Below are 24,658 nucleotides of genomic sequence, written 5' to 3' on the forward strand. Positions count from 1 at the left end.
TCAGTTCTCCAGCAGGATCGTCTTGATCTCGAACGGCCCGAACGCGAGGCTCGAGAGGTCGACCTCGCCGGCCGGCCGCTCCATCAGGTCGGTCTCCACCGCGCGTCGGTGCGCGATGGTCGTGTGCAGCGCGGTCGTGGCCGGGCGCCCGAGACTCTCATAGAGCCTGACGATGATCCCGCTTCCGTCCTCGGCCCGCTTGAGCGTCTCGACGATCACGGCGTCTCCCGCGGTCTCCACAGCGCTCTCGAACGCGACCCCCTCGGCAACGAGCAGCGGGTTGTTCAGGCGGTAGCCCTCGGCGATCACGCCGGCGAGATCACCCGCCGCGAACGGCGTGAAGGCGTAGGTGAACTCGTGCGCGCCACGGTCCGCCGTCTTGTCGGGGAAGGTCGGAGAGCGCAGCAGGTTGAGGCTCAGCAGCCCGTCCTTCGCCCGGTGGCCGTACTTGCTGTCGTTGAGCAGCGCGAATCCGGCCTCGTCGTCCTGCACGGCGATCCACTTGTGCGCGCAGATCTCGAACTGCGCCTTCTCCACCGAGTCCCGCTCGGTGGTCGGCCGTCCGATGTGGCCGAACTGGATCTCGCACAGCGCTTCCGGCCCGTAGTGGCTCGGGAAGAACTCGGCACGCAGCATCCGGTGCTTCTCGTGCCAGTCCACGTGCGTCTCGAAGCGCACCACCGCGCTCTCGGCGTCGAGGATCACGCGCTGGTGGATCGTCACCTTGGGCGTGCGGTACACCTGGTACCGCACGACGGTCGGACCCTCGATCGCGGTGCGCACCTCGGATGCGGTGAGCACCGTCGACGGCAGGTCGCGGTACTTCTGGTCGATGTCCCATGCGTCGAACGGGAACTGGAACGGATCGCTGAAGACGATCAGGCGGTTGAGGCCGGCGCCGGCGTGCTCGCGTCCCGCCGCATCCGTGCACGAGACGATCTCGCCGGTCGCGTCGAAGCGGAGGGTGAGCACGCCGTTCGTGAGGGTGTCGGCCGTGTACGCGAGCTCGGGTGTCGGCGGCGCGGGATGGAGGACGGATGCGGCATACGGACCGACCTCGGCGTGCATCCACTCGTCGCCGGTCTTCACGAACTCGCGCCGGGCGAATCCGGTCAGGTTGATCGCCGACGGGCCGTCGCCCGTCGTCAGGCGTCCGCTGAGCTCGCCGATGTGCGCATCGAGAGCGTGGTCGATCTCCTGGTAGGTCTCGACCGCCTCGGTGTTGACGCGCGTGATCGAGGAGCCCGGGATGATGTCGTGGAACTGGTTGAGCAGCAGCGCCTTCCAGTGCGCGTCGAGCGCGTCAGTGCCGCCGCCGGTGAGCGCGGTGAGCGCCTCGGCGTTGTGGAGCTTCCGCTCGACGAGGCGGTTGTACTTCTTGATCGCACCCTGGGTCGTGTATGTGCCCTGATGGGTCTCGAGATAGAGCTCGCCGACGTGCGTGTGGGCGATGTCACGCTGCTCGAGCGCACGGAAGAAGCGATCGGCTGTCGAGTACTCGACCCGCGGCAGCCCGCGAAGGTCCTGCTCGCGGCGCGTGACCTCCAGGTGCACCTCGCCCGGCCCGCCGCCGCCGTCGCCCGCCCCGTAGACGAGCAGTGCGGATCCGAGGTCGCGCTCCTGGTATTGCCGGACGCCCTTGAGCAGCCCGTCGGCGGCGCCGCGGCTGTTGTAGTCGCCTTCCGGCGGCATGTGCACGAGCACCGTCGAGCCGTCGATGCCCTGCCAGTGGAAGGTGCGGTGCGGGAACACGTTGACCTTGTTCCACGACAGCTTGATGGTCTGGAACCAGTCCATGCCGCTCTTGCGCAGGATCTGCGGAAGGTTGCCGTTGTACCCGAAGGTGTCGGGCAGCCAGCACAGCCGCATGTCCTCGCGGCCGAGCCCGAACTCCTCCTCCAGGAACCGGCGCCCGTGCAGCGCCTGGCGCACGAGCGACTCCCCGCTCGGCAGGTTGGTGTCCGGTTCGACCCAGAAGGCGCCCTGCAGCTCCATCCGGCCGGCGGCGACCGCATCCTTCATCCGCTCGAAGAGGGCGGGATGCTCCTGCTTCATCCACTGCATCTGCTGGGGCTGGCTGGTGCCGTAGATGTAGTCGTCGGTGCGGTCGATGTTCTTGAGGGCGTTGGCGTAGGTGCGTGCGGCCTTGCGGCGGGTCTCGCGCAGCGGCCAGAGCCACGCCATGTCGAGGTGTCCATGACCCACGGCGCTGTACACGAAGTCGCTGTCGGATGCTGCGGCCAGCGGTCCGGCGAGCGCACCGCGCGCGGCCCGGGCGTCTCCCGCGGTGAAGTGGCCGTAGGCCGCCCGCAGCGCCGCTTTGAGGTCGGCGGCGAGCGCGGGGTCCGCGGTCGCATCGGCGAGGACGGCGAGCGTGAGGTAGTCGTAGTAGAGACCGAAGACGACGTCGTCGCGCCGCGCGAGGTGCGCGCCGTGGAACTTGGCCTTGCCGTAGTCGTAGAGCAGCCAGCCGTTGTACGCCACGTCGGCATAGAACTCGATGCGCCCCGTGCTCGTGTCCACGCCGTGCACGGGCCGGTGCTGACCGCCGGCGTGCGGCAGATCGCCCTGGATCCAGACGGTGCTCACGGAGTCGAGCACGTCTCCGGCTGCCGAATAGACGAGCCCCTCGCCGCGGATGCCGAGCATCACGACGACGTCGGAGGCCCCGGCCGGCACCTCGCCGGTGATGCGCAGCCAGGCGCAGTCGAACTTGGCGCCCCATGCGGTGCCGTCGCGCAGGGGGCGGAACCCGCCGCGGTCGATCTCCGCGAACGCGATCGGCTCGTCGGAGCGCAGCACCTCGGCACGCAGGGGCGCGACCACGGTGTAGATGGCGTCGCGGATGCGGCGGAGGCGGCTGTACTCGCGCGGCTGCCGCAGCGCATATCCGCCGAGTTCGGCGATCAGACCAGGCATTCCGAGATCAGCGCTGCCGCGTCGCGTTCCACGCCGTCCGCCGCGCAGCCTGCTCGACCGGATCGGGCACCGGCAGCGAGGCGATGAGCCGCTTCGTGTAGTCGTCCTGCGGGTTGCCGAGCACCTCGGCGGTGCGCCCTTCCTCGGCGATGCGGCCCTTGTGCAGGACCACGACGCGATGGGCGAGCAGGTCGACGACCGCGAGGTCGTGCGTGATGAACAGCGTCGCGAACCGGTACCGCTCCTGGATCTCGGCGAAGAGCTCGAGCACGCGCGCCTGCACCGACACGTCGAGCGCACTCGTCGGCTCGTCGGCGATGAGCAGCTTCGGGTCGAGCGCGAGCGCACGGGCGAGCGAGGCGCGCTGGCGCTGACCGCCGGAGAGCTCGTGCGGGAACCGGTCGCCGTATGCGGCGGGCAGCTGCACCGCCTCGAGCAGCTCGTCGACCTTGGGCCGTGCGTCGCGCGCATTCTTCGCGTCGGTGTGGACGAGGAGGGGCTCTGCGACGTTCTCCGCGATCGTGAGCAGCGGGTTGAAGCTCGTCGCGGGGTCCTGGAACACGAATCCGAGCTCACGCCGGCGCGCGCGGAAGGCCCGCTCCTTGACCCCGTTCATCTCGGTGCCGAGCACCCGCAGCGATCCGCCGCTGACCGGGGCCAGTCCGGCGATCGCACGACCGATGGTGGTCTTGCCCGAGCCGCTCTCGCCGACCAGACCGAGCACCTCGCCGGGTCCGATCCGGAAGCTCACGCTGTCGACGGCACGGAACGTCGGGCTGCCGAGGCGGCCCGGGTACTCGATGATGAGGCCGTTCGCCTCGACCACTGCGGTCTCGTCTGCTGACGCGGGGCGAGCCCGGTCCGCGATCTCGAGCCGCGGTACGGCGGCGAGGAGCTTCTTCGTGTACTCGTGCTGCGGGGCGGCGAAGAGGTCCTTCGCGAGCGCGGTCTCGACGACCTCGCCGTTGAGCATCACCGCGACGCGATCGGCGAGGTCGGCGACCACGCCCATGTTGTGGGTGATGAGGACGATGGCCGTGCCGGTCTCGTCGCGCAGGGTGCGCAGGAGTTCGAGGATCTCGGCCTGCACCGTCACATCCAGGGCCGTGGTCGGCTCGTCCGCCAGGATCACGGCCGGCTCGAGGGCGAGCGCCATCGCGATGACGATGCGCTGCTTCTGGCCGCCCGAGAACTGGTGCGGATAGTGGTTGACCCGGTGCTCGGGATCGGGGATGCCGACACGTCCGAGCATCTCGATGGCCTTTGCCTTCGCCTCGGCCTTCGTCATCTTGCGATGCGCCCGCATGCCCTCGATGAGCTGCCAGCCGACGGTGAACACCGGGTTCAGCGCCGTCGAGGGCTCCTGGAAGATCATGGCGGCCTTCGTGCCGCGCACCCGGCGGAGGTCGTCGTGGCTGAGCTTGGCGACATCGGTGCCGTCGAGGATGACCGCGCCCTCGGTGGTGGCCGACTCGGGGAGGAGCCCGAGGATCGTGCGGGCGGTGACCGTCTTGCCCGAGCCGGACTCGCCGACGATCGCGAGCACCTCGCCGCGTCGCACATCGAGCGAGACGTTGCGCACGGCGCGGACGTCGCCGCCGTCGGTCGAGAACGTGACGTCCAGTCCGCGGATGTCGACGGCCAGGTCGTCGAGCGGGGTCTGCGCCGGTGAACTCATCACTGCACCTCTCCGAGTTCTTCGCGTGCGGTCGGCTGGCTCGCGGCGACCGCGTCGGCCGGCGTCTGCTTGCTCGCGCGGCGGCGCGCGCGCAGGCGCGGGTCGGCGAGGTCGTTGAGGCTCTCGCCGATGAGCGTGATGCCGAGCACGGCGAACACGATGGCAAGGCCGGGCGGGATCGCCGTCCACCAGATGCCGGCGGCGACGTCGCTGATCGACTTGGAGAGGTCGTAGCCCCACTCGGCGGCGGCGGTCGGCTCGATGCCGAAGCCGAGGAAGCCGAGGGCTGCCAGCGTACTGATCGCCTCGGCCGCATTGAGCGTGACGATGATCGGCAGCGTGCGGGTCGAGTTGCGCAGGACGTGGCGGAACATGATGCGCGGGCTGGACGCGCCGATGACCTTGGCCGACTCGATGAACGCCTCAGCCTTCACCCGGACGACCTCGGCGCGCACGACGCGGAAGTACTGCGGGATGAACACGACCATGATCGACACCGCCGCGGCCATGACGCCGGGCCAGAGGCCGGACTGACCGCCGCTGATCGCGATCGCGACGAGGATCGCGAGCAGGAGCGTCGGGAAGGCGTAGATCGCGTCCGCGACGACGACGAGCGTGCGGTCGACCCAGCCGCCGAAGTATCCGGACACCAGTCCGAGGAAGATGCCGAGGAACACCGAGAGGACGAGCGAGACGACGACGACGAACAGGGCGGTCTGGGCACCCCAGATGACGCGCGACAGGACGTCGTAGCCGCCCACCGTCGTGCCGAGCCAGTGCGCGGCACTCGGCGGCTGCTGGGCGCCGAAGTTGCCGTCCGGACCGGAGAGCTGGTCGTAGCCGTACGGCGAGATCCACGGCGCGATGATCGCGACCAGAAGGAACACACCGGTGATCACGAGGCCGGCCACCAGCATCCCGCGCTGGAAGCCCACGCTCTGGCGCAGCTGGTGGATGACCGGGACGCGGTCGATCAGTTTCTGCTTCGCCATGTCAGAACCTCAGTCTCGGGTCGAGGAACGCCGCGATGACGTCGACGACGAAGTTTGTGAGCGCGACGATGATGGCGATCATCGCCACGATGCCCTGCACGGCGATGAAGTCACGCGCCTGCAGGTACTCGAAGAGCTGGTACCCCAGGCCCTGCCACTCGAAGGTCGTCTCGGTGAGCACGGCGCCGCCGAGCAGGAGTGCGATCTGCAGGCCGATGACGGTGATGATCGGGATGAGGGCGGGTCGGTAGGCGTGCTTGCGGATCAGCCGGTACTCGCTGACGCCGCGGGACCGCGCCGCGTCGACGTACTGCATGTTGTGCGTGCCGATGACGTTCGTGCGCACGAGGCGCAGGAAGATCCCCGCGGTGAGCAGACCGAGCGTCAGCGCGGGGAGGATCGCGTGCAGGAGGACGTCCTGCACGTACGCGGGGTTCCCGGTGGCGATGGCGTCGATGAGGTAGATGCCCGTCCCGTCCTCGCGCGTGAGGGCGATCTCGGTGCGCACGTCGGCGCGGCCGCTGACCGGCAGCCAGCCGAGCCAGACGGAGAAGATGAGCTTCGCCACGAGTCCGGAGAAGAACACCGGGGTCGCGTAGAAGAAGATCGCGCTGACCCGCAGAACCGCGTCGGACGTCTTGTCGCGCGTCGCCGCGGCGACGAGGCCGAGCGGGATGCCGACGATGAATGCGATGACGAGCGAGTACGCGACGAGCTCGAAGGTCGCGGTGCCGTACGTCAGGACGACCTGGGTGACCGGCTGGTTGTCGGTGAACGTCGTGCCGAAGTTGCCCTGGAGGATCTGGCCGAGGTACTCGAGGTACTGCACGAACACGGGGCGGTCGAAGCCGGCCTCGTGGATGCGCTCCTGCAGCTGAGCGGCCGTGAGGCGGCCGCCGAGGGACGCCGTGATCGGGTCGCCGGTCAGCCGGATGAGGAAGAAGACGATGGTGACCAGGATCAGCACCGTCGGGATGATCAGCAGGAATCGGATCAGGAGATAGCGCCAGAGCACGCTGCCGCCCTTGCCTCGCCGCACGGCGAGCGAGGGTGGTGGCTGATCGACCGGGGCGACGCCGACGTCACTCGTCATACGGGGAGCCTATCTTTCGACCCGGCGCGCTGCCGGGGTGGAGCGGTGTGCATGCCGATGGGGCGGCCCGTCGAGCGGACCGCCCCATCGGTGTTCGCGACCTACTTGGTGACGGGAGCGAAGCGGAACTTGAACGAGGCGTCCAGGAGGACACCCTGGACGTCGGTTCCGGCGACGGCGACCTGCGCACCCTGGAGCAGCGGGACGGTCGAGAGGTCGCCGGCGACGAGCTCCTGGATCTTCTCGATGTCCGCGGTGCGGGTGGCGGCGTCGGTCTCCACGGCCTGCTCGAGGATGAGGTCGTTGACCTCCGAGTTGTCGTAGTGGTTGCCGAGGAAGTTCTCCTTGAGGAAGAACGGCGTCAGGTAGTTGTCGGCGTCCGAGTAGTCCGGGAACCAGCCGAGCTGGTACGCGGGGTACACGTCCGACGTGCGGTCCTCCGAGTACTGCACCCACTCGGTCGACTTGAGGTCGACCTCGAACAGGCCGTCGGCCTCGAGCTGCTGCTTGACCAGCGCGTACTCGTCACCCGACGAAGGGCCGTAGTGGTCGGGGCTGTACTGCAGGCTCAGCTTGACCGGGGTCTCCACGCCGGCGGCCTCGAGGCGCTCCTTGGCCTTGGCGGCATCCGGGGCGCCGTTGCCGTCGCCGTAGATGCCCTTCAGTGCCTCGGTGGCACCGGCGAAGCCCTCGGGAACGTACGAGTACAGCGGGGTGTAGGTGCCCTTGTAGACCTGCTCCGAGATCGCGTCGCGGTCGACGAGGTCGGCGACGGCCTGGCGGACGGCGAGCGCCTTGTCGGCGTCGGCCTCCGGGGTGTCCGCGCCGTACGGCTGCGTGTTGAAGTTGAACACGATGTAGCGGATCTCGCCGCCGGGGCCGTCGATGACCTGGACCTTGTCGTTGCCGCTCAGGTCGTCGACATCCGTCGCCGACAGGCTGCGGTACGCCACGTCGACGTCACCCTCCTGCACGGCGAGCTTCAGGTTCGACGACTCGCCGAAGTAGCTGAGGATCACGCCGCTGTTGACGGGGGCGTCGAGCAGGCCCTGGTAGTTCTCGTTCGGGGTGAACTCGACGGTCTTGTTGAAGTCCCACGACGTGACGGCGTAGGGGCCGCCGAACGCGTTCGCGTCGACGATGTCCTGGTCGGGCGTCAGCGCGTCGGCCGAGAAGACCTCGTCGTCGACGATGGCGCCGGGGAAGCTCGTCAGGATGTACGGGAAGATCTGGTCGTTCTCCGCCTTGAGGTGGAAGACGACGGTGGTGTCATCCGGGGCCTCGACGCTGTCGAGGTTGTAGAGCAGGCTCGACGCGCCGTTCGGGTCGGCGATCTTGATGTTGCGGTCGAACGAGAACTTCACGTCCGCCGAGGTCAGGTCGTTGCCGTTGGCCCACTTCAGGCCGGCCGGCAGCGTGACCGTGTACTCGGTCGGCGAGGTGAACTCGGCCGACTCGGCCAGGTCGGGGACGACCTCGGTGCTGTTGTAGTCGGTGTTGACCAGGTACGGGAAGACCTGGGTCTGGACGGCGAGCGACCCGTTGTCGTACGAGCCGGCCGGGTCGAGCGTGGTGACCTTGTCGGTCGTGCCGACGATGATCGGCTCGCCCGAAGTCGCGTCGTCGTCGTTTCCGGTGCCACCCGAGCCGGCGCAGCCGGCCAGGAGGAGTGCCGAAGCGCCGAAGGCGCCGAGCACGAGGCCGAGACGGCCCCGCTTGCTGTCGTGCAGTGACATAGTGCTACCTCTGCTGTGAAGAGTCCGCGGCGCCGGGAGACACCGCCCAAGGGGCCATCTTCTCCCCCTATCCGGCCGGATCCCAAGTCACGCGCCATTTCGTAACGAGACTGAAACCCGGTGCGGGCGGCACTCGATGCCGTACGCGGCCCTCCGCGCGGCCTGCGCTCTCATCGGTTTCTCACGCGAGTGACGGTCTCGCGTCGCCTCGCGTTCACTCCGCCGTCGCCTCGCGGGACTCGACTGGGCATGCCCATCAGGGCGTACACCCTCCACCCGCAGGAACCATCAGGGAGATGCAATGAAGACCATGAGAGGCCGCGGACGCCGCTTCGCCCTCGTCGCCGGTGCCGCCGTCGTCGCCACCTCGCTCGTCGCCTCCGGCTCGGCGATCGCGCTGACCGCAGCATCCGGATCCCACCGTCTCGACGGCGACCAGACCCAGGACGTGCGCAGGGCGATCGTGGGCGGCACCGCCAAGAACGTGATCCTGCTCATCGGCGACGGGATGGGCGATTCCGAGATCACGATCGCGCGCAACTACGCGTACGGCGCCGCCGGCGAGCTGCCCGGCATCGACGCGCTGCCGCTGACCGGCTCGTACACGACCTACTCGCTGTACAAGGACGGTGCGAACAAGGGCAAGCCCGACTACGTTCCGGACTCCGCCGCGACCGGCACCGCCTGGGCGACCGGCAGCAAGACGTACGACAACGCCGTCTCGGTCGACATCGACGGCACGGCGCTGCCGACGATCCTCGAGATCGCGAAGGCGAACGGTCTGCGCACCGGCAACGTCTCGACCGCCGAGATCCAGGACGCGACCCCGGCCGTGCAGGTCGCGCACGTCGGGGCACGCTCCTGCTACGGCCCCGACTCGGCGACGTGCGGCACCGACGCCCTCGCCGCGGGTGGGCTCGGCTCGATCTCCGAGCAGCTGCTCGGCACGCGTCCCGACGTCGTGCTCGGCGGCGGCCTGGCCTCGTTCACGCAGACGGCGAAGGCCGGTCAGTGGAGCGGTTCGACGCTGCTGGAGCAGGCGGATGCGCGCGGCTACCAGGTCGTGACGGATGCTGCCGGGCTCGCGTCTGTGACGAAGGCGAACCAGACGCAGCCGCTGCTGGGCCTGTTCTCGGACGGCAACTTCCCGACCAGGTTCGCGCCGACCACCGCCACCGTCGGCGGCGCCAACACGCCGACCACCTGCACGGAGAACCCGGATCGGCTGGAGAGCTCGCTCGACCTGGCCTCGCTCACCGAGACCTCGATCGACCTGCTGTCGAAGAAGTCGCGGTCCGCGAAGGACGGCAAGGGCTTCTTCCTCCAGGTCGAGGGCGCGTCCATCGACAAGCGCGACCACTCCGCAGACGCGTGCGGTCAGATCGGCGAGACCATCGACCTCGACGAGGCCGTGCAGGTCGCGCTCGACTTCGCCAAGAAGGATCGCAACACGCTCGTGATCGTCACCGCCGACCACGCCCACACCAGCCAGATCGTCGACTCCACGCCGCCGACCTCGCTGAGCACGGCGCTGACCACGGTCGACGGCACGGTCATGAAGATCTCGTACGGCACCGCGGCGGCCGGCGGGTCGCAGCAGCACACCGGCTCGCAGGTGCGCATCGCCGCCTTCGGCCCCGGCGCGGCGAACGTCGTCGGACTCACCGACCAGACCGACACCTTCGGCACCATCACCGGCACGCTCGACCTGCAGCTCGACACCGCGAAGCTCAGCAAGCGCGCGCAGGTCTCCTCGACCTACGCCAAGCCGGGCGCGCCGGTCACGGTGAAGGCCACCGGATTCGCCGGCGACCGCCAGGCGGTCGTGCAGTTCGGGTCGGAGTCGAAGACGGTCGATGTCATCGACGGCACGGTCACGGCCCAGTTCACCGCGCCGACCCCGAAGAAGCAGGAGACGGTGAAGGTCACCGTCACCGGCGTGCAGACCGAGGTCGCCAAGAAGGGCACCGTCACGGTGCGCTGACCCGCCCGACCTCCTCCCCGTTTACGGACGGGACACGCCGCATGACTCCCAGAGGATGCGGCGTGTTCCGTCCGTAAACGGCTTGGGGCCGGGCTGGGCCGGGCCGGGCGAGGGATGCGGTCAGTGCGCCGACCAGCCGCCGTCCATCGTGTAGCTGGCGCCGGTCACCATCCCCGCATCCGGGCCCGCGAGCCACAGGGCGAGGCTCGCGATCTCGGCCGGCTCGGCGAGCCGCTTCACCGCGGAGTCGGCCAGCAGCACCCGCGTCAGGACCTCGTCCTCCGGGATGCCGTGGACGCGCGCCTGGTCCTCGAGCTGCCGCTCCACGAGCGGCGAGCGCACATAGCCGGGGTTGATGCAGTTGCTCGTGACCCCGTGCGCCCCGCCCTCGAGCGCGGTGACCTTCGAGAGCCCCTCGAGGCCGTGCTTGGCGGTCACGTAGGCCGCCTTGTACGCGGAGGCGCGCAGTCCGTGCACGCTCGACATGTTGAGGATGCGGCCGAAGCCGCGCTCGTACATGCCGGGCAGGGCCGCGCGGATGAGGAGGAACGGCGCCTCCAGCATGAGGCGCAGCATGAACGAGAACCGCTCGGGGTCGAACTCCTCGAGCGGACTCACGTGCTGGATGCCGGCGTTGTTGACGAGGATGTCGACGTCCAGGCGCAGGTCGGCCAGAGCGGCGGTGTCGGCCAGATCGACCTGCCACGCCCGCCCGCCGATCTCGACGGCGAGGGCGTCGGCGCCCTCGCCGTCGATGTCGGCGACGGTGACCTCCGCACCGGCGGCGGCGAGGGCACGGGCGCAGGCCGCGCCGATGCCGCTCGCACCGCCCGTGACCAGGGCCGTGCGGCCGTGCAGATCCGTCATGTCAGCCTCTCAGCGCACCGACGCCGCGTGGGCGACGGGGGCGTGCTTCGCAGCATCCGCATCGTCGATGTCGCGCAGCGAGATGCCCTTCGTCTCTCGCAGCGTGAGCACGGTGACGCCCGTGATGATGCAGGCGACGACGATGTAGATCGCGATCGGCAGCCACGAGCCGGTGTCGCGCAGCCACTGCGTCGCGAGGATCGGAGCGAGCGACCCGGCGAGGATCGCGGTGACCTGCGCGCCGAGCGAGACGCCGGAGTAGCGCATCCGGGTCGGGAACATCTCGGCCATCACGGACGGCTGCGGCGCATACATCAGGGCGTGGAAGCACAGCCCGATCGTGACCGCGACGACGATGAGCACGGGGTTCAGCGTGTCGAACAGCGGGAAGGCGAAGAACGCCCACGTCGCCGCCAGGATCGCGCCGGCCAGGTGCACCGGGCGACGGCCCCAGCGGTCGGCCAGCCGGCCGGCCTGCGGGATCACGAGGAAGTGCACGAAGTGCGCGATGAGCAGAGCGAGCAGCAGCTGGCTGGTGTCGTACTCGTGGACGACCTTGAGGTACACGATCGAGAAGCTGACGACGATGTAGTAGACGATGTTCTCCGCGAAGCGCACGCCCATGGCCTGCAGCACGCCGACCGGGTAGCGGCGGAGCACCTCGACGACGCCGTACGAGACGGCCTGCTCGGCCTCGACCTGCGCCTTGGCCTCGAGGAAGATCGGTGCCTCCTCGACGTGGGTGCGGATGTAGAAGCCGACGAGCACGATGACCGCGGACAGCCAGAACGCGATGCGCCAGCCCCAGTCCAGGAACGCCTCCGGGGTCATCAGCCACGACGTCACCAGCAGCACGAGGGTGGCGAGGAGGTTGCCGACCGGGACGGCGGCCTGCGGCCAGCTGGTCCAGAATCCGCGGGAGCGGTTGGGGCTCTGCTCGGCGACGAGCAGGACGGCGCCGCCCCACTCTCCACCCACGGCGAAGCCCTGGATGAACCGGAGCGTGACGAGCATCGCGGGCGCCCAGAACCCGACCGTGGCGAACCCGGGCAGGCAGCCCATCAGGAAGGTCGCGACGCCGACGATGATGATGGTCGCCTGCAGCGTGGGCTTGCGGCCGAAGCGGTCGCCGATCTGCCCGAACACGATGCCGCCGAGCGGCCGGGCGATGAAGCCGACCGCGTACGTGATGAACGCCGCGATGATGCCGTCGAGCGGCGACCCGGTCGGCGGGAAGAAGTAGGCGCCGAAGACGAGGCTCGCCGCCGTCGCGTAGAGGAAGAACTCGTACCATTCGACGACCGTGCCGGCCATCGAGGCTGCGACGATGCGCTTGAGCTTGGTGGGCGCGGGATCGCGGGTTGCGGCCGCGCTGCGGGAGGTGGGGGCTTGCATGATTCTCCTTCGGATGTCGCCGGTGACATCCCTGGAAGTCTGAAGGGGCGGCGACGGCGAGACAATGCCCAGTCGCGCAACCGCTATGTGCATAATTGCAGACATGGATGCCGGCAGAGCCCCCCGCGCCGACGATCTGCTCGTGCTGCTCGCCGTCGCACGGACCGGTCGGTACATCACGGCGGCCGAGCACCTCGGCGTGGACCACACGACGGTGGCCCGCCGCCTCGCGGCGCTCGAGGACGCGATGGGCGGCCGGCTCGTGACCCAGGCCGCGGGCGGATGGGAGCTGACCGCGCTCGGGCAGCACGCCGCGCAGACCGCGAGCCGGGTGGAGGCGGCGCTGTCGGAGCTGGCCGGTGCGGCGGACGCCCACGATCCGGTCGCCGGTGTCGTGCGGATGTCGGCGACCGACGGCTTCAGCGCCTTCATCGCCGCCCCGGCCATCGCCGCGCTGCGCGTGAACCACCCGCACCTGACCGTCGAGATCATCACGGCCACCCGCCGCGCCGCCGCGCACCGACCGGGCCTCGACATCGAGGTCGTGGTGGGCAAGCCGCAGACCGAGCGCACGCATCCGGTCGAGCTGGGCAGCTACACCCTCGGCATGTACGCATCGCGCGACTATCTGGCCCGCGTCGGGACTCCGCGCGACGCGGACGAGCTGATGCAGCATCCGCTCGTGTACTTCGTCGACTCGATCCTGCAGGTCGAGGCGCTCGACCTGCCCCGCCGCCTCGTGCCGCGCATGGTGGACGGCCTCACCTCGACGAACGTGTTCGTCCACGTCGAGGCGACGCGCGCCGGCGCGGGCATCGGCCTGCTGCCCTGCTTCGTCGCCGATCGCCACGACGATCTCGTGCGCCTGCTGCCCGAGCAGTTCGCGGAGAAGCTGCCGTACTGGATGATCGTGCGCCGCGAGTCGCTGCGCATCCCCTCGGTGGTCGCCGTCGCCGAGGCGCTGCGCGCCCAGACCGCGCGGTCCCGCGAGATGCTCGACGGGGTGCCGCGGTAAGGGCACCCCCGGTCAGGGCGTACGCAGCGCCGTATCGACCGCGTCGGCCAGCGAGCGGAACCGCGGGTTGCGCGGCAGGTCGTCGATGAGCACCGCGGCGCCGGCGGCGTCGGCGAGCGGCACCTGCCAGTTCGGGTACTCGCGGTCGGTGCCCGGCTGGTTCTGCACGCGGCGTTCGCCAACCGCATCCACGAGCGCGACGCCGAGCAGCCACGAGGGAGACGCTGCGAGGTGGACGTGCAGCGCCTCGACGATCTCCTGCTCGTCCGCGTCGGCCGGGAGGAGGCCGCGGTCGCGCAGGGCGGCGAGCATGGCGTCGCGCTCGGCGACAGCATCCGCCCGCTCGTCCTCCACGCTGCGGGTCAGCAGGCCGAGCCGAGCGCGCAGCGCCACGTGCTCGCCGGCGAGGTAGCCGGCGGTCGGCGGCAGGTCGTGCGTGTTGACCGTGGCCAGCAGCGCCTGCCGGTAATGCTCGGGCGGGGTCGGCCCGCCGTTCTCGTGCTCGAACCACAGCACCGACGTCCCGAGGATCCCGCGGGCGGCGAGGTAGTCGCGCACCCACGGCTCCACCAGCCCGAGGTCCTCCCCGATGACGACCGCGCCGGCGCGATGGGCCTCCAGGGCGAGCACCCCGATCATCGCCTCGTGGTCGTAGCGCACGTAGGTGCCGGCCGCGGGGCCGAGGCCGGCCGGGATCCACCACAGCCGGAAGAACCCGATGATGTGGTCGATGCGCAGCGCCCCGGCGTGGCGCAGCAGCGAGCGGATCATGTCGCGCAGCGGTGCGTAGGCGTTCGCGGCGAGCGCGTCGGGCAGCCACGGCGGCTGCGTCCAGTTCTGGCCCTGCTGGTTGTACATGTCCGGCGGGGCGCCGACCAGGATGCCGGGGGCGTAGGTGTCACGCAGCGACCAGGCGTCCGAGCCCTTCGTGTGCACGCCCACCGCGAGATCGTGCATGATCCCGATGCGCATGCCCGCCTCGGTCGCCTCACGCTGGGCGCGCGCGACCTGCTCCTCGCAGATCCACTGCAGCCAGACGAAGAACGCGACCCGCTCGGACAGCTCATCGCGCAGGCGCGCGACGAGCGGCGATGCGATGTCCCATGCCTCGGCCGGGCGCTCCTCGCCCGCGGCGAGGGTCGCCGCGAAGTGCTCCTCGAGCGCGCACCACAGCGCGAAGTCGGTGAGGGGTCGCCCCTCCCTGGCGGTGAACGCCTCGAGCGACGCCTCGCGCCCTGGGGAGCGGGGTGCGGCGAAGATCACCTCGAGCGCCTCCCGCTTGGCGAGCCAGACGGCATCGCGGTCGATCCGTTCGGGATCGGTGTCCATCGCGGTGACCCGCTCGCGCGCGGTCGCGACGGCGGCCCGGCGATCCGGCGACAGGTACGCCGCCTCCCGGATGTCGTCCGGTCGCACGTACAGCGGAGCGAAGAACCGGCGGGTGGCGGGGAGGTAGGGCGACGGCTCGATCCGTGGCGTCACCTCGGCGGCGTGCAGCGGGTTGATGAGCAGGAAGTCGGCCCCGCGTCCGCCCGCGATCGCGGCCAGGTCGCCGAGGTCGGCGAAATCGCCCATGCCCCACGATGCGCGCGAGCGCACCGAGTACAGCTGGGCCATCAGCCCCCACGCCCTGCCCGCGTTGCCCGGCCGGCTGGGCGGCGGAGCGAGTCGGGTGGGGGTGACGGCGAGCACCATCGTCGCGGTCTGCTCCGGCCCGCCGTCGCGCGACCATTGCCGCGCGTGCACGGTGTGCCAGCCGAGCGGCAGGTCGGCGGGCAGCGGCACGGTGACCCTCCAGACGGTCGTGCCGTCGACGGAGCGGGAGGAGGGATGCTGTGCCGGAATCTCGAGGTCGCGCCACGACCCGTCCTCGAGTCCGACGGACAGAGCGATGTCGTGTGCGTCGAGGACGTGCGCGATCAGGTCGCCACCGCCCTGCCGGATGACCAGCGAGGGCGGCAGCAGCGACCGCCACGGCCGGTCCTCGCGGTCGGCGATCGCCGCCTCGACGGCCTCCTCGGTCGACGCGTCCACGCCCATCGCGGTCAGGATCGCGCGGAGGGTCGGCGCCGGCACCTCGACCCGATCGCCGAAGAACGACCAGTACGAGCTCGCGATGCCGTGCGCCTCGGCCAGTGCGACCAGCGCGGCGGTGGTGTCGTCGGTGTGGGTCATGGGAGTCCCTCCGTCTGGCTGCCTGGTCCGATCCTGCCAGGCCCAGCCACCTCGCGTCTGTGCGATCAGCCCCGCGAGGCCCACCAGTCGCGCAGCCGCTGTTCGGCGGCGTCCGGTCCGATCACGCCCTCATCGAGCCTGACGTCGAGCAGGTAGCGGTACGCCTCGCCGACCTCGCGGCCCGGCGGGATGCCGAGGATCTCCTGGATGCGGTTGCCGTCGATCTCGGGCCGCATCGCCTCGAGCTGCTCCTGCTCGGCGAGCTCGGCGATGCGCCGCTCGATGTCGTCGTAGGAGCCGGACAGGCGTGCCGCCTTGCGCTTGTTGCGGGTGGTGACGTCGGCGCGGGTGAGGATGTGCAGCCGCTCGAGCTCGTCGCCCGCGTCGCGGACGTACCGGCGTACGGCCGAATCGGTCCACGCTCCCTCGGCGTACCCGAAGAACCGCAGGTGCTGCTCGATGAGCTGGGCGACCGTCTCGATGGTGGCGGTGTCGAACCGCAGGGCCTTCAGCCGCTTGCGCGCGAGGCGCGAGCCCTTCACGTCGTGGTGGTGGAAGGTGACGCCGCCGCCCGGTTCGAGGCGGCGGGTGTCGGGCTTGCCGATGTCGTGCAGCAGTGCCGCGATCCGCAGCGGCACATCCGGGTCGGCGCCGGGGTGGCGCGCGTGCTCGAGCTCGATGGCCTGACGCAGGACGGTCAGCGAGTGCTCGTAGACGTCCTTATGGTGGTGGTGCTCGTCGACCTCCAGGCGCAGCGCCGGGATCTCGGGGACGATGAGCTCCATCAGACCGGTCTCGACCAGCAGCCGGATGCCGCGCACCGGGTCGTCGGACTGCAGCAGGCGCACGAGCTCGCCCTGGACCCGCTCGGGACTGACGATCGTGAGGGTGTCGCGCAGCTCGCCCAAGGCCGTCGCGGTGGCCGGATCGACCTCGAACCCGAGCTGCGCGGCGAACCGGGCGGCGCGCAGCATCCGCAGCGGGTCGTCGCCGAAGCTCACCGCCGGGTCGGCCGGCGTGCGCAGGCGCCCCGCGATGAGGTCCTCCACGCCGCCGGTGGGGTCGACGAGCTGCCGCGAGGGCACGCGCAGCGCCATCGAGTTCACGGTGAAGTCGCGGCGCACGAGGTCGCCGTCGAGGGTGTCGCCGAACTCGACCGTGGGCTTGCGCGTCACGCCGTCGTAGCTGTCGGCGCGGTAGGTCGTGATCTCGACCTGCTCGCCGCGCACGCGCGCACCGATCGTGCCGAAGGCGCGCCCGATGTCCCACTGGGCCGTGCTGACAGGCGTGACGACCCGCAGGATCTCGTCGGGAGACGCGTCGGTCGTGAAGTCCAGGTCGTGGGTCTCCCGCCCGAGCAGCGCGTCGCGCACCGGGCCGCCGACGATCGCCAGCTCATGCCCCGCTGCGGCGAAGGCCTGCGCGAGGGTGTCGACGACCGTCGAGGCGGCGAGCGTCTCGAGTCGGGCGACGCCCTGGGCCATGTTCAGCATCCTTCGAGCCTATCCGCGGGCGATCGAGAGGAATCCGGTGAACAGCAGCTCGCGCACGCGGGGCAGCAGGTCCGCGCGAAGCTCGACGGCGTCGACCTCGAGCAGCTGCGCGATCGCGTCGATGAGCGAGCCGAGCGGCAGGTCTGCGTCGCATGCGCCGACGAGAGCGGCCAGCGCGGGGTCGACCGAGAGCGAACGCCCGTATCCGCCGCCCTGGCGCAGCTCGATCACCGTCGGCGCCTCCGCGCCCGGCATGTGGTGGCGCGCCTCGGTGACGTCGGGTGCCACGAGCAGGACGGATGCGGTGAGCTCCGCATCGTCCACGTCGACGAGCAGGTCGTGCATCGCAAGCGCGTCGGCGAGGTGCCCGCCGAGAGTCGCCCTGCCCTCCAGCGCGTGCGGGATCCGCTCGAACCGTCGGAGGGTCGGCTCGCCGGCGAGGGGCCGGCGCAGCAGGAGGTAGCCGAAGCCGACCTCCGAGACATCGCGCGCCGTGAAGTCGTCGAGCCACGCGTCGATGAGTCGGGCGAACCCGCTCGCGCCGGGGAGGGTGCCGCCGTCGCGGATCCACAGCTCTGCGTAGGACAGCGGGTCGAGGGCCTCGCGCTCGACGACCCAGGCGTCCAGCGGCACCGGCGACGCCTCGACCCAGTCGCGCACGCGGTCCAGGCCGTCACGGCCGGCCCGGGTCTCCCAGTTGCCGAGCAGCTGGGCGACGCCGCCCGGTGCGAGGTGCTCGCCCACCCCTGTGACGAACGCCGCGACGAGGTCGTCGCCGACCATGCCGCCGTCGCGGTATTCGTACGCGGGCACGTCGGCCGCCCGAGGGGTGATCACGAACGGGGGGTTGGAGACGATCCGGTCGAACTGCTCGCCGGCGACCGGCTCGAACAGACTCCCGCCGCGGGTCTCGATCCCGTCGACGCCGTTCAGCCGCGCGTTCAGACGGGTGAACCAGACGGCCCGTGCCGAGATGTCGGTCGCGACGACGCCGTCGGCGGCGCGGCGCACCCGCAGCGCCTGAATGCCGCATCCCGATCCGAGATCGAGCGCTCGCCCCGCCGGCGTCGGCAGCTGCAGCCCGGCGAGCGTGAGCGACGCGCCGCCGACGCCGAGGACGTGGTCCTCGCGCAGCGGACCCTGCAGGGCGGCCTCGTCGAGGTCGCTCGCGATCCACCATCGCCCGTCGCCGTGGGAATCGGTGAACGACTGCGGGCGCACCAGCGCGGTCGGCCGCACGGTGGATCCGTCCCGCTCCGCGAGGGCGAGGCGCACCAGTCCGTCCGCCCCGAGCCGCGGCAGCGCGGAGTCGACCGCGGCCGCGCTCTGCGGCATCCCGAGCACGAAGAGCCGGGCCAGCACCGCCAGCGGATCGTGCCGGTCGCCGAGCGCCCGATCGGCCGGCGAGCGCAGCCCCCGCGCGATCGCATCATCGGCCGCGACACCCCACGCGGCACGCACCGACTCCGCGCCGAAGCGGGCCTGCGTCAGGTCGGCGGCGAGATCTCGGCACAGGTCGGGGTCGATGTCGGGGAGCACGAATCCATTCAACCCCGGCTCGCGCTCAGGGTGCACCTGGGCGCTGACCATAGAATCAGGGCTGATCGTGCGGTCATGAATCGCACAGGAGCGAAACCTCATGACCATGACCCACCCCCCTTCGGGCACGACCGGACTCCGGCGCCGCGCCGGAGCGCGCGCCGCCGGCCTGATCGGCGCGGTGCTGCTCGCGGTCGCCCCGGTGATCGCTCCGGCCGCGAGCGCCGACACGGCGACACCGACTCCCACGCCCACCCCGACCCTGTCGGGGGTCGTGAGCTTCACGCTCGCTCCGATCGGGAACGGCATCGTCGACGCGGGCGACCCGCTCGCCGTCTCGGTCGCGATCGACAACGGGACGGATGCCGTCGTCCCCCGCACCCCCGTCACCCTCTCCCTCGGCACCCGGACCCTCGCCGATCGGGATGCCCTGACGCGCTGGCTCGCCGGCGGCACGTCCGGCGTGACGACCACCGAGCTGGACGACGACACCATCCCGGCCGTGGAGCCTGGTGGATCGCAGGTCGCCGGCATCGGCATCGACCCCGACGACGACGCGCTCACGGACCTCGAGCCCGGCGTGTACCCGCTGCTGGCGTCGTACAAGAGGATCGGCGGCAGCTCGGGCAAGGCCACGAGCGTCATCGTCGTGCCCGACGATGGTGAGGAGACCGACGTCGCCCTGGTGGTGCCGATCACCGCCCCCGTGACCACGGCCGGCCTCCTCACCGCCGAACAGCTCACCGCGCTCACCGGACCGGACGGATCGCTGACCGCCCTGCTCGACGCGGTGGCGGGCACGCCCGCGGTGCTGGCGGTCGATCCGGCGATCCCCGCCGCGATCCGCGTGCTGGGCACGAGCGCGCCCGAGTCGGCCACGGCCTGGCTCGACCGTCTCCTCGCCCTCGGCAACACCCGGTTCGCCCTGCAGTTCGGCGACGCCGACGCTGGCGTGCAGATGCAGGCAGGGCTCGAGAGTCTCGCCCAGCCGACCTCGTTGCAGGCGTATATGGCCGCGGAGGACTTCATCCCGGTGCCGGAGGAGAGCCCCTCGCCGTCGCCGACGCCGAGCCCGGAGGCGACCGAGACCGACGCGTCGGCGCCCGTGTATCCCGAACTCGACGCCCTCCTCGACATCGGCGCGAGCTCCGACCCCCTGCTCTGGCCGGCCACGACATCCGTGAGTCCCGAGACCGTCGCCGCCTTCGGCGCCCTGCGGATCGACGACGAGACCGTGACCGCGATCATCCCGTCGGACGCCACCGCCGCCGGCACCGAGGGAGCGACGGTCACCGGTCACGCCGTCTCGGGCGACGCCGACCTGCTCGTCGTGGACGCCGACGTCTCTGCGGCGCTCGCGGAGGCCGCGGAGCTCGAAGCCGGCGCGGAGCGCAGCGCGGAGCTCACCGCCGCGACCGCATATCTCGCGCTCGCGACGACCGAGGCCGACGGAGCACCCCTGGTGGTGGGTCTCGGACGGGGCGACGGCCGCTCCGTCGTGTCGCTGCGCGCCGCCATCACCGCGGTGACCCGCGCCCCTGGCGTCTCGCCGGCGTCGCTGGGCTCCGTGCTCGGTGCCCCCGCCGTCGACGTCACCGTCGCCGACACCGATGCGGAGACGGAGCAGGCGGCCACGGCATCCGCTCTCTTCGCCGACGAGGTCGACCTCGGCGACTTCGCCACCATCCTCGACGATCCGACGCTCCTGACCGGGCCACAGCGTGCCGAGATCCTGCAGATCCTCGCCGTGTCGTGGACCGAGGCGCCCGAGTGGGAGGCCGCACTCGCCGCCCATCGCGAGGCCACCGCCACCACCATCGATGCCGTCGGGATCGTCGAGCCGACGTCGATCCAGCTGCTCAGCGCCGGCGCCGATCTGCCGGTCTGGGTGCGCAACGACCTGCCCTACCCCGCCAACGTCACGCTGTACGCCGTCGCCGACGACGTGCGCCTCGACGTCACCGAGGCCACCGAGGTCGTCGCCGGCCCCGCCAGCAACACCGCGGTCAAGGTTCCCGTCCAGGCACGGGTGGGCAGCGGACAGGTGACCGTCGAGCTGCAGCTGCGCAGCCCCGCGCAGGTCGTCATCGGCGACACGCAGTACGCCGACGTCACCGTGCGCGCCGACTGGGAGAGCATAGGCCTGGTCATCCTCGGCGTGCTGGTGGGCGGTCTGCTCGTCGTCGGGCTGGTGCGCACCGTGCTGCGACGCCGCAAGGCGCGGGCCGAGGAGGACGCAGAGTGAGCGGCATAGGACGCGCCAGCAGCCTCATCGCCGCCGGGACGATCGTCTCGCGGCTGACCGGTTTCGTCCGCTCGATCGTGCTGGTGTCCGCCGTCGGCGCCACCACGGGCGCCGGCAACGCGTTCGCCACCGCCAACCAGCTCCCGAACAACATCTACGCGATCATCTCGACCGGCCTGCTGACCGCGGTGATCGTGCCGCAGATCGTCAAGTCCGCCGGGCACGACGACGGCGGACGCGCCTTCATCTCCAAGCTCTTCACGCTCGGCACGGTGGTGCTGCTGGTCACGGCGACACTCGCGACCATCGCCGCGCCGTGGCTCGTGCAGCTGTACGCGCCGCACTATCCGCCGGCGCAGCAGGCGCTCGCAACCTCGTTCGCCTACTGGTGCCTGCCGCAGATCCTGTTCTACGGCCTGTACGCGATGGTCGGCGAGGCGCTCAACGCCCGGCGGGTGTTCGGCCCCTTCACCTGGGCGCCCATCGTCAACAACCTCGTGTCGATCACGGGATTCACCTTCTTCATCATCGTGTTCGGGCAGAGCGGCGCAGTGTCGGACTGGACGCCCACGATGGTCGCGCTGATGGGCGCGACCGCTACCGCCGGGATCGTCGTGCAGGCCGGCATCCTGTTCCTGTTCTGGCGCCGCACCGGACTGCACGTGCGGCCGGACTTCCGCTGGCACGGTGTCGGCCTCGCCCAGATCGGCCGTCTCGCGGGCTGGACCTTCCTGATGGTCCTCGCCGGCCAGCTCGCCGGCCTCGTGCAGGCGCAGGTGCTCTCGGCCGCCGCCGAGGAGTACCCCGGTGTGATGGTCACGCAGAACGCATGGCTGCTGTTCATGCTCCCGTACTCGATCATCGTGCTGTCCATCGGGACCCCGTATTTCACGCAGCTGAGCGAGCACGCTCATGCGGGCCGCGACGACGACGTGCGGGCGGACATCGGTCGCAGCATCCGCACGCTCGGGCTGTTCATCGTGATCGCGACCGCGGCCCTCGCCGTCGCTGCCGTGCCCGCCTCGCGCATCTTCACGGACAGCGTCGCCGAGGCGCAGGCCGCGGCCGGAGTGCTGCTGTGCTTCCTCGTCGCCCTCGTGCCGCTCGCGGTGCTGTTCGTCATCCAGCGCACCTTCTACGCCTACGACGACACCCGGACCCCGTTCGCGTTCACGCTGGTGCAGTGCGCTCTGGTGGTCGTGACCGCGCTGGCCGCGCAGGCCTGGCTCCCCGTGGAGCAGCTGGCGGCCGGACTCGCCCTGGGGCAGTCGCTGGCGAGCGTCGTGCAGGTCGTGATCGCCACCTGGCTGCTGCAGCGCCGCCTCGGCGGGCTGCGGATCGGATCGTGGATGCTGGCGCTCGGCCGCTTCGTCCTGGCCGCTCTGCCCGCGGCCGCTGCGGGCTGGCTGACGTACGTGCTGCTGGGCGGCGCGGAGGGCTGGACGGTCTCGAGCAAGCTGCTCGGGGCACTCGGGGCCGCCATCATCGGCACGGTCTCGCTCGCCGTCTACATCGGGTTCCTCGCGCTTCTGCGGGTGCCTGAGCTGGCCCCCGCTCTGGCACTCGCGCGGCGGCTCCTGCCCGGCCGCCGCGGCTGAGCCCGCAATCCGCCGCGAGGCACCGATCGGCGGAATGCCCCGCGGTTACGATGTGTTGAGTCATCCGGGCGCTCACGCGTCCGAACCCGGGCGCGGACGCGTCCGAAACGAGGGAGAAGCGCAGTGCGTCAGGTCATCATCATCGGGTCGGGGCCGGCTGGATACACCGCCGCCATCTACGCGGCACGGGCGAACCTCGAGCCGCTCGTGCTCGCGAGTTCCGTCGAAGCCGGCGGCGAGCTGATGAACACCACCGAGGTCGAGAACTTCCCGGGGTTCCCCGAGGGGATCCAGGGTCCTGAGCTGATGACGAAGATGCAGGAGCAGGCCGAGCGCTTCGGCGCCGAGATCGTCTACGACGACGTGACCGCCCTGGAGCTCGACGGCCCGGTCAAGCGGGTGACGCTCGGCAGCGGCGCGTCGCACGAGGCCGCATCGATCGTGTTCGCCACAGGGTCCGCCCCCCGCAAGATCGGGATCGAGGGCGAGAGCCGCCTGTCCGGCCGTGGTGTGTCGTACTGCGCCACCTGCGACGGCTTCTTCTTCCGCGAGCGGGTGATCGCGGTCGTCGGCGGCGGCGACTCGGCGATGGAGGAAGCCACCTTCCTCACCAAGTTCGCCTCGAAGGTCTACGTCATCCACCGCCGCGAGGAGCTGCGCGCGTCGAAGATCATGCAGGAGCGTGCCTTCGCCAACGAGAAGATCGAGTTCATCTGGAACAGCGCCGTCGCCGACATCCTCGGCGAGGACGCCGTCACCGGCGTCGTGCTCGAATCGACCGTCGACGGGACCCGCACCGAGCTGCCCCTCGACGGCGTCTTCGTCGCGATCGGCAACGACCCCCGCACGCACCTCGTGCACGAGCAGCTCGACCTCACGCCGCACGGTACGGTCTGGGTCGACGGGCGCTCGTCGCGCACCTCGGTGCCGGGTGTCTTCGCCGCCGGCGACGTGATCGACCCGACATACCGGCAGGCCGTCACCGCCGCGGGCAGCGGCACGGTCGCGGCGCTCGATGTCGAGCACTACCTCGCCGGTCTCGGTGAAGCAGGCGTGCCCGACGTCGTCGGCGACCCGATCGCCGGGCTCGCCGAAGCCGACGCCGCCTGAGGAACACTCGCGCAGCTCTCGCTGTTGCACTGAAGACAGACTTCCCACCGAAGGAGAATCATGACCGCCAACGCCACCACCTCGGCCACCTGGGAGCAGGACGTGCTGAAGGCCGAAGGACCTGTGCTCGTCGACTTCTGGGCGGAGTGGTGCGGGCCGTGCCGCATGGTCTCGCCCATCCTCGACGAGATCCAGTCCGAGCACAGTGACAAGATCACCGTGCTCAAGCTGAACGTCGACGAGAACCCCGATCTGGCGATGAAGTACCAGATCACCTCGATCCCGGCCATGAAGGTGTTCAACCAGGGCCAGGTCGAGACGACGATCATCGGCGCCAAGCCGAAGTTCGCTCTCGAGAAGGACCTCGCCGCGTACATCGCGTAGTCCACTCAGACGCGGAGCCCCTGATCAGAACTCCTGATCAGGGGCTTCTTCTGTTCCATGCCGATTCGGGCATGGGGGCATGTGGCGCTAGCCGGCCTCCGCGCGGGTCACCGCATCCCACCTGCGATGCGTGTTCGTCTCGAGCAGTCGCCAGACCGCACGGGTGAGAGGCGGGTAGTCCAGCGCGATCTGCCGGAGCACCCGGTAATGACGGGCCGCATTGGGCCGGGCGCCGTCATTCGCGGCGATGTTCTCCGCGCGCAGCATGAGCACGACGAGTTCGTCTACGGTGGGCAGCTCATCCATGAACTCCCACGGGTCTTCGCCGCCGCGCAGACGCTCGTAGATCAGGACGGAGAGCTCGTCACCCGCTTCGGCGCGAAGGACTTCCAGACTGGCCCGCCGCTGCGGGGTGTCCTCGTGCGCCATCTCTCC

Annotated in this window: 17 protein-coding genes; 6 read left to right on the plus strand and 11 right to left on the minus strand. The window is 70.6% G+C overall.

The window, feature by feature from the left end; translation table 11 throughout:
- The 5 genes from Microterr_RS15355 to Microterr_RS15375 form a co-directional block, all read right to left on the minus strand.
- Complete coding sequence (locus tag Microterr_RS15355; RefSeq protein WP_263796933.1) at positions 1 to 2,919, minus strand: alpha-mannosidase; 2,919 nt, start codon at positions 2,917 to 2,919, stop codon at positions 1 to 3.
- 7 nt (positions 2,920 to 2,926) lie between these two features.
- Complete coding sequence (locus Microterr_RS15360; RefSeq protein ID WP_263796932.1) at positions 2,927 to 4,597, minus strand: dipeptide ABC transporter ATP-binding protein; 1,671 nt, start codon at positions 4,595 to 4,597, stop codon at positions 2,927 to 2,929.
- A complete protein-coding gene (locus Microterr_RS15365; RefSeq protein WP_263796931.1) occupies positions 4,597 to 5,589 on the minus strand; it encodes an ABC transporter permease in 993 nt (330 codons plus the stop codon). Before Microterr_RS15365 ends, Microterr_RS15360 begins: the two co-directional genes overlap by 1 nt.
- A gap of 1 nt (position 5,590) precedes the next feature.
- Positions 5,591 to 6,682, minus strand: a complete 1,092-nt coding sequence (locus Microterr_RS15370; protein WP_263796930.1) for an ABC transporter permease — start codon at positions 6,680 to 6,682, stop codon at positions 5,591 to 5,593.
- A gap of 101 nt (positions 6,683 to 6,783) precedes the next feature.
- Positions 6,784 to 8,418 carry an ABC transporter substrate-binding protein gene (locus Microterr_RS15375; RefSeq protein ID WP_263796929.1) on the minus strand — a complete coding sequence of 545 codons (1,635 nt, stop codon included), beginning with the start codon at positions 8,416 to 8,418 and terminating at the stop codon, positions 6,784 to 6,786.
- Between the two features lie 301 nt (positions 8,419 to 8,719).
- Between Microterr_RS15375 and phoA the strand changes: the two genes are divergently transcribed.
- On the plus strand, positions 8,720 to 10,402 hold the full coding sequence (phoA, locus tag Microterr_RS15380) for an alkaline phosphatase (protein ID WP_263796928.1): 1,683 nt from the start codon (positions 8,720 to 8,722) through the stop codon (positions 10,400 to 10,402).
- A gap of 120 nt (positions 10,403 to 10,522) precedes the next feature.
- Here phoA and Microterr_RS15385 read toward each other — a convergent pair whose 3' ends face one another.
- Both Microterr_RS15385 and Microterr_RS15390 read right to left on the minus strand, forming a co-directional pair.
- Positions 10,523 to 11,269 (minus strand): 3-hydroxybutyrate dehydrogenase, encoded by a 747-nt coding sequence (locus Microterr_RS15385; protein ID WP_263796926.1) that lies wholly within the window; start codon positions 11,267 to 11,269, stop codon positions 10,523 to 10,525.
- 9 nt (positions 11,270 to 11,278) lie between these two features.
- On the minus strand, positions 11,279 to 12,664 hold the full coding sequence (locus tag Microterr_RS15390; protein ID WP_263796925.1) for an MFS transporter: 1,386 nt from the start codon (positions 12,662 to 12,664) through the stop codon (positions 11,279 to 11,281).
- 103 nt (positions 12,665 to 12,767) lie between these two features.
- Between Microterr_RS15390 and Microterr_RS15395 the strand changes: the two genes are divergently transcribed.
- A complete protein-coding gene (locus tag Microterr_RS15395; RefSeq protein WP_263796924.1) occupies positions 12,768 to 13,679 on the plus strand; it encodes a LysR family transcriptional regulator in 912 nt (303 codons plus the stop codon).
- 12 nt (positions 13,680 to 13,691) lie between these two features.
- Here the strand turns inward: Microterr_RS15395 and malQ are convergent, their stop codons facing one another.
- The 3 genes from malQ to Microterr_RS15410 form a co-directional block, all read right to left on the minus strand.
- Positions 13,692 to 15,854, minus strand: a complete 2,163-nt coding sequence (malQ, locus tag Microterr_RS15400) for a 4-alpha-glucanotransferase (RefSeq protein ID WP_263796923.1) — start codon at positions 15,852 to 15,854, stop codon at positions 13,692 to 13,694.
- Between the two features lie 65 nt (positions 15,855 to 15,919).
- Positions 15,920 to 17,347 carry a CCA tRNA nucleotidyltransferase gene (locus tag Microterr_RS15405; RefSeq protein WP_263796921.1) on the minus strand — a complete coding sequence of 476 codons (1,428 nt, stop codon included), beginning with the start codon at positions 17,345 to 17,347 and terminating at the stop codon, positions 15,920 to 15,922.
- A gap of 9 nt (positions 17,348 to 17,356) precedes the next feature.
- Positions 17,357 to 18,937, minus strand: coding sequence for a DUF7059 domain-containing protein (locus tag Microterr_RS15410; protein ID WP_263796920.1), 1,581 nt, complete (start codon positions 18,935 to 18,937; stop codon positions 17,357 to 17,359).
- A 55-nt stretch (positions 18,938 to 18,992) separates the two neighbouring features.
- Between Microterr_RS15410 and Microterr_RS15415 the strand changes: the two genes are divergently transcribed.
- The 4 genes from Microterr_RS15415 (at position 18,993) to trxA (ending at position 24,223) form a co-directional block, all read left to right on the plus strand.
- Positions 18,993 to 21,131, plus strand: coding sequence for a DUF6049 family protein (locus tag Microterr_RS15415; protein ID WP_263796919.1), 2,139 nt, complete (start codon positions 18,993 to 18,995; stop codon positions 21,129 to 21,131).
- The gene (murJ, locus tag Microterr_RS15420) at positions 21,128 to 22,729 is read left to right on the plus strand and encodes a murein biosynthesis integral membrane protein MurJ (RefSeq protein WP_263796918.1); all 1,602 of its coding nucleotides are present in this window, start codon (positions 21,128 to 21,130) and stop codon (positions 22,727 to 22,729) included. Before Microterr_RS15415 ends, murJ begins: the two co-directional genes overlap by 4 nt.
- A gap of 123 nt (positions 22,730 to 22,852) precedes the next feature.
- Positions 22,853 to 23,839: a thioredoxin-disulfide reductase gene (gene trxB, locus Microterr_RS15425; RefSeq protein ID WP_263796917.1), complete on the plus strand. Its 987-nt coding sequence runs from the start codon at positions 22,853 to 22,855 to the stop codon at positions 23,837 to 23,839.
- A 60-nt stretch (positions 23,840 to 23,899) separates the two neighbouring features.
- Positions 23,900 to 24,223, plus strand: coding sequence for a thioredoxin (trxA, locus tag Microterr_RS15430; protein WP_263796916.1), 324 nt, complete (start codon positions 23,900 to 23,902; stop codon positions 24,221 to 24,223).
- An 87-nt stretch (positions 24,224 to 24,310) separates the two neighbouring features.
- Here trxA and Microterr_RS15435 read toward each other — a convergent pair whose 3' ends face one another.
- On the minus strand, positions 24,311 to 24,652 hold the full coding sequence (locus tag Microterr_RS15435) for a tryptophan synthase subunit alpha (RefSeq protein ID WP_263796915.1): 342 nt from the start codon (positions 24,650 to 24,652) through the stop codon (positions 24,311 to 24,313).
- Between the last annotated feature and the right edge of the window lie 6 nt (positions 24,653 to 24,658).

It is taken from the genome of Microbacterium terricola (assembly GCF_027943945.1).
GTDB classification, from domain to species: domain Bacteria; phylum Actinomycetota; class Actinomycetes; order Actinomycetales; family Microbacteriaceae; genus Microbacterium; species Microbacterium terricola.